This window comes from Candidatus Symbiothrix dinenymphae, assembly GCF_001431085.1.
The window spans coordinates 1-488 of the sequence record NZ_BBRU01000343.1; the positions used below are offsets into that span (position 1 = coordinate 1).

Genomic DNA, 488 nt, shown 5'->3' on the forward strand with positions numbered 1-488 from the left:
CCTGAAACCCGGTGGAATACATGATGGCTCCCTTTTTGCCAAAAACATCGGCGATTTGCTTTTCCAACGCCACATGAATGTCGAGCGTGCCGTTGAGAAAGCGGCTCCCAGCCATGCCGGTGCCGTATTTTTTGACTGCCTCCAGAGCCGCCTCTTTCACTTTGGGGTGATTGGTCAAGCCCAGATAGGCGTTAGAACCAAACATCAACACCCGTTTGCCGCTGATGGTCACTTCTGTATCCTGGTCGCTCTCGATTGCGCGAAAATAGGGATAAATCCCCTTATCCCGTGCTTGCTGAGCCGCTTTGCAAGCGGGACTTACCGACAATTTCTTTTCTAAAAGATTCATAACCTTAATATAAGTTTAAAAAGCAGGCGACAGTATTCAGATTGCCTTGCCGACCGAAAGGGAAGAATTGTCCATCAGTTTGCAGGTTTCCCAAATCCACCTCAAACGGGGAATGATGCGCATTCTCACACTAAACAAT

At 48.4% G+C, this 488-nt stretch carries 1 protein-coding gene; it reads right to left on the bottom strand.

Annotation, left to right across the window (positions count from 1 at the left end; genetic code table 11):
* The coding region (locus tag ASC50_RS04200; protein ID WP_158648408.1) for an aminotransferase class I/II-fold pyridoxal phosphate-dependent enzyme at nt 1-349 on the bottom strand (349 nt) is incomplete at its 3' end.
* Between the last annotated feature and the right edge of the window lie 139 nt (nt 350-488).